Annotated in this window: 9 protein-coding genes; all 9 read left to right on the top strand. The window is 34.1% G+C overall.

Translation table 11 applies throughout. The features are described from left to right. Window positions 1-216: 216 nt before the first annotated feature. Window positions 217-624 carry a phage tail terminator-like protein gene (locus J3U35_RS10165; protein ID WP_081299199.1) on the top strand — a complete coding sequence of 136 codons (408 nt, stop codon included), beginning with the start codon at window positions 217-219 and terminating at the stop codon, window positions 622-624. Between the two features lie 25 nt (window positions 625-649). After that, window positions 650-1306, top strand: coding sequence for a phage tail protein (locus J3U35_RS10160; protein ID WP_267361141.1), 657 nt, complete (start codon window positions 650-652; stop codon window positions 1304-1306). 16 nt (window positions 1307-1322) lie between these two features. Next, window positions 1323-1637 carry a phage tail assembly chaperone gene (locus tag J3U35_RS10155; protein WP_267350661.1) on the top strand — a complete coding sequence of 105 codons (315 nt, stop codon included), beginning with the start codon at window positions 1323-1325 and terminating at the stop codon, window positions 1635-1637. Further along, window positions 1634-1939, top strand: a complete 306-nt coding sequence (locus J3U35_RS10150; protein ID WP_081299198.1) for a DUF1799 domain-containing protein — start codon at window positions 1634-1636, stop codon at window positions 1937-1939. The genes J3U35_RS10155 and J3U35_RS10150 overlap by 4 nt, the downstream gene beginning before the upstream one ends. 35 nt (window positions 1940-1974) lie before the next feature. Next, the gene (locus tag J3U35_RS10145; RefSeq protein ID WP_267361139.1) at window positions 1975-4545 is read left to right on the top strand and encodes a phage tail tape measure protein; all 2571 of its coding nucleotides are present in this window, start codon (window positions 1975-1977) and stop codon (window positions 4543-4545) included. Between the two features lie 304 nt (window positions 4546-4849). After that, window positions 4850-5191: a phage tail protein gene (locus J3U35_RS10140; protein WP_220215504.1), complete on the top strand. Its 342-nt coding sequence runs from the start codon at window positions 4850-4852 to the stop codon at window positions 5189-5191. A 62-nt stretch (window positions 5192-5253) separates the two neighbouring features. After that, complete coding sequence (locus J3U35_RS10135; protein WP_267361137.1) at window positions 5254-5988, top strand: phage minor tail protein L; 735 nt, start codon at window positions 5254-5256, stop codon at window positions 5986-5988. Between the two features lies 1 nt (window position 5989). Then, complete coding sequence (locus tag J3U35_RS10130; RefSeq protein ID WP_267361135.1) at window positions 5990-6712, top strand: C40 family peptidase; 723 nt, start codon at window positions 5990-5992, stop codon at window positions 6710-6712. Continuing rightward, a complete protein-coding gene (locus tag J3U35_RS10125; RefSeq protein ID WP_267361133.1) occupies window positions 6702-7319 on the top strand; it encodes a tail assembly protein in 618 nt (205 codons plus the stop codon). The genes J3U35_RS10130 and J3U35_RS10125 overlap by 11 nt, the downstream gene beginning before the upstream one ends. Window positions 7320-7326: the final 7 nt, after the last annotated feature.

The following is a 7326-nucleotide window of genomic DNA, read 5'->3' as shown; positions in this document are numbered from 1 at the left end:
TGGCAGCAATACTATTGTCAGGTCATTGCACCTCAAAATAACACACTGTTTATGTGTAATAGATAATTGTTTTATCAGGTGTAAATAGCTTTTTCTAATCGAATTTATTGAATAAATTTAAAAACTCTTCCTTAATTTCTGAAGTTTTTATGAAATTTATAAGCAAACAATAATTAACAAGATCTATTTTTAAAATGTCGCTAAGGAGATGATAATTTGATTTCAACAATCTCAGCATTGCTTGAATCTCACCTTGATATTATTGCAAAAAAACTAAACTTACCTGTTTTCGATGAAAATAGTGAAATTCTTTCTCATTCCGATATTTATCTCAGAACTTATATTTTACCAGAAGTAACAACAAGCGTTGATTCAGAAGGAAAATTGAAGGTTTATCGAGGTGTTTATCAAATTTCTGTTGTCGCACCTATTAATAGCGGTAAGTTACGTTCTCAACAAATATCTGATGAAATTATTCAGCATTTTCCACTCAATTTAGAGTTAACAAGTCATAACTTTTCACTTTATGTAAATTCTATACCAAGTGTTTATCCAGCAAAAATGGATAATGCTTGTTATACACTACCGATCAGCTTTAACTATCGTGCTGATTCTATATTTTAAATAAAATTTAAGGGAGATATATATTATGGGTTTTGCTTTACCTAATGGTTCTCGTGTGTATGTGCAAAAATCACACAACGAAGTAACTAACTTTAATTCAATTTCTAATGCTAAAGAAGCGGTGGTCACGTTAAATTCAGGGCATGGACTAGTGGTCGGGGATGAAGTCATGCTCACTTCATCATGGACTAAATTGAATAATATTGTCGCAAAAATTTCTCACGTAAATAACAATGAAGTGACTTTGGGTAATATTAATACTAGTAATACAACGGTATTCCCGGCAGGAGAAGGACAAGGAACTATTACCAAAATAACGGAATGGGAACAACTACCTCAAATTAAAGAGGTTGCTACTGAAGGTGGTGAACAGCAATTTATTCAAATTCAGTTCCTTGATGATGATGCAGAACGTCAATTACCGACTATCAAATCAGCGAAAAGTAAAAGTTTTACCATTGCTCATGACAGCTCATTACCTATCTACACATTGTTACAGCAGTTGGATTTAACCAATAATGTTGTTGCAATGAAAATGTATGTTCCTAAAGCTAAAGAAACACGTTATGACTCTGTCCGTATTGCTTTTGATCCGACGCCAACAACAGCCATTAATGATATTGAAACTGTAAAAGTAAGTGCGACAGTTGAGTCACCAGCAATTACTTTCTATAAAGATTAATTAGGACATTTTAATCATGGCAAAATTTAAACTTATTGCAGATCCGACATTTAGATGTGAAGTTTCCATTCCGCGTCCTGGATTGGACGATGGTCAAATTAGCTTTGATTTCAAACATTATTCAGTTGATAAACTGACCGTGTTTGAGACCGAGCTTAAGGATAAACCTATCATTGAATTTATGATAAAAATTGTATCTGGTTGGAATTTGGATGAAGAGTTTAATCAAGAAAATTTAAATATCTTATTAAATAACTATCCTGCTGCTTGGCAAGCAATAACTAATACTTATTATAAAGAGATGTTGGGACAACGAGAAAAAAACTCATAGAGCTTGCCACTGCACTTTATTCATCAACGCCTTCAAAAGCTGAACTTGATTCTTTTGGGCTATCGGAAGTCGATTATGAAGATGAGTATATAGAAATATGGTCAGATAACTGGGATGCTTTCCAGTTATTCCAAGCCATGTCAACGCAGTGGAGAACAAGCATGAGTGGTATTTTAGGTCTTGACTATAATTGCTTGCCTTGGGTAATGCAAATGCTTGATATTAAAGGAAACCAAAAAATTTTTAATGATATTCGGTTAATGGAAAGTCAGGCCTTAACAATCATACACAAATCAAAATAACCGACGAAAGTCGGTTTATTTAATATGGGTAATCTATGTCAAAAACAACTACATTATCATTAAAAGTTGAAACAGGTAATCTTGATAAAGAGATTAAAAGAATTAACGAGTTAGATGTAAAGCTTAAAACCACTGATAAAAGTTTGAGAACACTAAATACATCTAAACTAATGCATAACAATATTAGTAAACGTCAATTGGAATCTTTATATAACCAAATTGGTGTCTATAATAAGTTATTAGGAATCATTCATCCGGTCAACAAAGCATTGGATAATCTGCTTTATGTGCAACAACAATTATCTGACATTAATGGAAATGGATTTATTGATGCTCATGCTTTTCAAGTTTTTAATTCAATAATTGAAAGTTCTAAGTATCAATTAATTGGGATAATTGAATCGCAAGAAACATTTGCCAATACAAGTGAAAAAATGAGTGCGGCATTAAGTCAGATTTCAAATCAAATGAAACAGATGTCAGCACAAGCGAATGTAAAGAAAAATCCATTAATGACACTGGCTGAACATGGAATAGAAATTGGTGAATTGTTTGGTCCTGTTGGGAAAGCTATTGGTACGATAGTTAAAGTGGGTGCCGTTGTCGGTAAGGATTTGTTTGACTATTTTGATAATGCTGTATCTGCCACTGATAGTTTAAGAGAATCCCAAGAAAAATTGTATGGTATTGTTAAACTAAATAAAGATGGAACAGTGTCATTTACTGATGAATTGAAGGAGCTAGCAAATATAAATCCTAGCCTTGCGACGGCATTTATTCAAACTTCTAAAAGACTCTCCGATAATACAATTGTTCATTCGAGAGAAGCAATTAATGAGCTTTTAGAAGAGTTTGATTTAAATGCAAAAAGAGTTATAAGTTCAAAAGAATCTTTAACCAGGGATATTTTAGCTGAACATCCCCAAATAAAGTATAATCCAAGCTATATTGATGGCAGACCTGGTCATCAACGTTATATTCGTGAACAAATTGAGAAAACCAATAAGTCTTTTAATATTAGTAATGAAAATGCATCAGTTTTTTATGATAAACTTTATGAAATAAGTAAAATCTCAGATTCATTTGAATTGGCTGATAAATTAAATGAGATTGCAACTTATGTAGGAAATATATCAAAGGAAACGGGAGTAGGAAATGATAATTTAGACGATTTTATAATTAAATTGAAAGATATTATCATTAAAGTCCATAACTCTAAAAAAGTACTGGAGTCATTAAATGATTTAAATGGCAACCCTCAAGGCGATAAAGGCAATAGAAATAAAATAAATACTTTATTTTCTTCAAAAAATAGTGCGCCGTCATTATTAAAAACTAGTCAACGTGATGAGAAAAATCTTCAAATTCAACTAGAATCATTAAAAGAACAGAATGCAACGATCGGTGCGATAACGGCAGAACGTGAAAAATACTTTGATTTGCAAGCTCAGATTAACATCTTGGAACAAGAAAACAATAAAAGTAGACTAACCGCAGAAGAACGTTATTTACTAGCCAATAAAGCGTCGTTACTTACTCAATATGAAAAAAATGCGGCAATTTCTGAAGAAATCAATGGTCGAATCAAAGTCCAACAGATTTTACAAAATATTACTCACAATTCTACTCAATTACAAAATGAGATTGCAGATAAAAAAGCGACCTTTGGAATGACATCATCTCAATCGTCAAGGTATCAAAGTCGAATTAATTTAGAAAGAAACAAGGAACAAGATTTAGATCCGAGTAATAACCTAAGTCAAGAAAACATCATCACTATAACCCAAAACTACCTTGAGGCAGCTCAACTTTTAGAAGAAAGTTTTGTGCAAGAAGATTTACAAAAAGGAGATTGGATAGCTGGTTTAACAACCGGTTTGAAAGAATTTGCTGAAACATCTCAAGATGTTTTTAGTGTTGCTAAAGATTTTGCGCAAAATTCAATTGGATCTATGTCTCAAATGATGACAACGCTTGTCACAACAGGCAAAGCAAACTTTCAGGAGTTTGCAAAAACTATCTTAGTTAATCTAATTGAAATTATTAATAAATTGATTTTAGCGCAGATTATTCAATCTGCTTTAACGAGTTTTGGTGGTGGAGGAAAAGCGACCGGAGGGATTCAACAAGCTTATACAGGGGGTGAAATTCTTGGATATGCTTCGGGTGGAAGTGTGGGATATGCATTGGAACCGGGCGGTTTTACCGGACGAGGTAACAAGTACCAACCAGCAGGAATTGTTCATAAAGGCGAGTTTGTTTTTACAAAAGAGGCAACTAAACGATTAGGTGTAGACTATCTTTATAGTCTGATGAATGATTCTCATAAAGGATATGATAGCGGTGGTTATGTTCATACCTCTATTACGGCTCCGATAGCATTAGCCCAACGCACAACACCTTCTTCAAATGCAATCACTGTTAATCCCAATATTGTATTAAATATGTCTTCAGAAAATAGTACTTCTACTCATGGCAATAATACCGATCCAAAACAAGTTCAATCTCAAGTAGATGCGGTTATTAGACGGCAAATGAATGAGATGTTTAAAAAATCAGTTTCACCGGGAGGAGAGTTATACAACGTCATGTATGCGATGAAGTAATGATATTAACCATTTAGATTCTTTTAAAAACCTCTAAATAGCATAATTTTAATACTTATTCGAATATTAAAACACAATAACAACTCATTTTTAACCATCCCTATTTCTTGGAATATCATCGTATTTTAGTCGTCTATAGCGCGTAACTGGATTCATTTCAACACAATTAACTTAATTTTTTATTGCAAAAAAAACATGAAGTTTAAAGTTAAAATTGATCACATAAATAAATATCCGTTTTGATGTTTTTAATTCAACTAAATTACCTAGACATATTCAAAACCAAATTTTGTTTGAGGAGTATATGAAAGTAGATAAATTTAAATGGAAAACAATGCATTCCCCCAATGGAGGGGAAAAAATGAGTATCACAGAAGTAAAATTTAATGATGGATATTCGCAAATTTGGAGTTCTGGAATCAATAAATCAGGTGAAACATGGGATTTGTCCTATACGGGTCATTGTAACGAATTGTCTGAAATCCGTCAGTTTCTTAACAGCCATATTATTCATTCCTTTCAGTGGGTTAACCCTTGGGGAGAAGAAAGATTATATCGTGTTCAAAACGAATCAATCAAATCTGAATTTATCTCTTCGAATGTGGTAAAGCTAAGTTTTACTTTTGTCCAATCTTATGCACCTTAATTATACAAATGTAAACCTCAAAAAATTTTCTTAATTAAGTTTTGGGGATTGATGGAGAGAACATGTCAATAACACAAGATTTACAAGCCATTGAAGGCAATGAGCTGATACAACTTATTGAAGTTGATTGTACAAAATTTGGGCTTGATGAGGTTTTACGATTTCACTCTCATAATATCTCTGCTGAAGGGTGGGCTTCCTTTGCTGTTGGAAATTTACCTTCTATAAAATGGCAAGGTAAAGAATATTTACCTTATCCGTATGAATTAAGCGATCTTGAATTAAGTAGTACGGGTGCACAACCTACCCCTAAATTGTCAATCGGTAATATTGACGGAAGAGTGACTAGATTGTGTATAGATTATGATGATTTAGTTCAAGCGAGAGTAAAAATTCATACCACAATGGCAAAATACCTTGATTCAGACAACTGGTTAGCAGGTAATGCCACAGCCGATCCAACTCAAGAAAGAGTTCAATTATTTTTTATTAATAATAAACGCGAAGAAACGAAAGCTATTGTTGAATTTGAACTTTGTTCGCCATTTGATATTCAAAATTTACAATTGCCTACCAGGCAAATCACAACAATATGTACTTGGTGTATGCGTGGATGGTACCGCTCAGGTACAGGCTGTGATTATGCTGGAAATAAGTTTTTCACCAAAGACGGAATTGCCGTCGATGATCCGGCAAAAGATGAATGTGGAGGACTATTAAAAGATTGTAAAGCCCGACATGGTAATAAACCTCTTCCGTTTGGTGGTTTTCCTGCGGCTAATCTTCAAGGTAAGTAATATGCGACAAAAATTACTAGATTCAATCAAAAAGCATGTGGATAGCGAATACCCAAATGAAGCTTGTGGATTCATTATTGATACGGGAAAAAAACAGATCTATCTACCTTGTAAAAACATTTCAGATAATCCAAAAGCGCATTTTTTAATATCACCAGAAGAACAGATAGCTGCAGAAAAACAAGGTGAAATTATCATGATTATTCATTCTCATCCTGATGTTACGTCACTGGTTCCGTCAGAGTTTGACCGTATTCAATGTGATTATACAGGTATTGAATGGGGAATAATGTCTGCTCCTGATGGTGACTTTTGCACAATATCGCCACGAATAAATCGAGATTATACAGGGCGACAGTGGTTGCTTGGTCACGCTGATTGTTGGTCATTAATAATGGATTATTATGATCGTGAATATGGAATTAAATTAAACAATTATTCAGTGCCACGAGAATGGTGGAATAGTGGGAAAGAGCATCTTTATGATGATAATTGGCAAGCAGAAGGATTTGTTGAAGTCGGTCTGAATGATATGAAAGTCGGAGATATGATTATGATGCGCATTGGTTCGCAAGTCACAAATCATGCTGCTATTTATGTGGGTGATAATCTTATTTTACACCACCTGTACGGTCAATTATCTACACGTACACCTTACGGTAAATATTTTAGAGATAGAACTGTTCGCATTGTGCGGCATAAGGAGTTATTTAATGCTCAGTAAGTTAACATTGAAAGGTGCAATGGCAAGGCAATTTGGAAAAAAGCATACGTATGACGTAAACAATATCCGGGAATTGCTACGCGCACTTTGTGTGACAATAAAAGGGTTTGAAAAATATATGAGTACGGCTCATTTAAAAGGCATTAAGTTTGCCTTTTTTGTGGATGGAAAAAATATTGGAATTGATGAGTTTGATATTAATGTTAATGGCAAAAATTATGTGATTATGCCGATAGCTCAAGGCGCAAAAAGTGGTGGTTTATTACAAGTTGTGATCGGAGCCGTTGCTTTAGTTGCTGCATTTTTCACTGCTGGAGCATCACTGGCCGCATGGAGTGCAGTGATGGCAGCGGGAACACTATCCGTTACGTCTATTTTAACCAGTATTGGTATTAATATGATGTTAGGAGGGGTTGTTCAATTATTAACTCCTCAACCCAAATTTAATGCAGGAGGAGCATCACATACCGAAAATAAACCTAATTATGGTTTTGGGGCGCCCGTTAATACCAATGCGGTAGGATATCCTGTTCCTGTTTTGTTAGGTAACCGTGAAATTGGTGGCGCAGTGATTAACGCAGGTATTTATTCAGAAGATCAACAATAGGTGGATT

The organism is Gilliamella sp. B2717 (assembly GCF_026536675.1).
Taxonomy (GTDB): domain Bacteria; phylum Pseudomonadota; class Gammaproteobacteria; order Enterobacterales; family Orbaceae; genus Gilliamella; species Gilliamella apicola_I.
The sequence above is the reverse complement of the archived record's forward strand: the minus strand, read 5'-3'. Positions and strand labels throughout refer to the sequence as shown.

Coding starts and splice junctions, on each gene's coding strand:
- J3U35_RS10160 (WP_267361141.1), top strand. CDS start 650: ATGGGTTTTGCTTTACCTAATGGTTCTCGTGTGTATGTGCAAAAATCA.
- J3U35_RS10155 (WP_267350661.1), top strand. CDS start 1,323: ATGGCAAAATTTAAACTTATTGCAGATCCGACATTTAGATGTGAAGTT.
- J3U35_RS10145 (WP_267361139.1), top strand. CDS start 1,975: ATGTCAAAAACAACTACATTATCATTAAAAGTTGAAACAGGTAATCTT.
- J3U35_RS10140 (WP_220215504.1), top strand. CDS start 4,850: ATGAAAGTAGATAAATTTAAATGGAAAACAATGCATTCCCCCAATGGA.
- J3U35_RS10135 (WP_267361137.1), top strand. CDS start 5,254: ATGTCAATAACACAAGATTTACAAGCCATTGAAGGCAATGAGCTGATA.
- J3U35_RS10130 (WP_267361135.1), top strand. CDS start 5,990: ATGCGACAAAAATTACTAGATTCAATCAAAAAGCATGTGGATAGCGAA.
- J3U35_RS10125 (WP_267361133.1), top strand. CDS start 6,702: ATGCTCAGTAAGTTAACATTGAAAGGTGCAATGGCAAGGCAATTTGGA.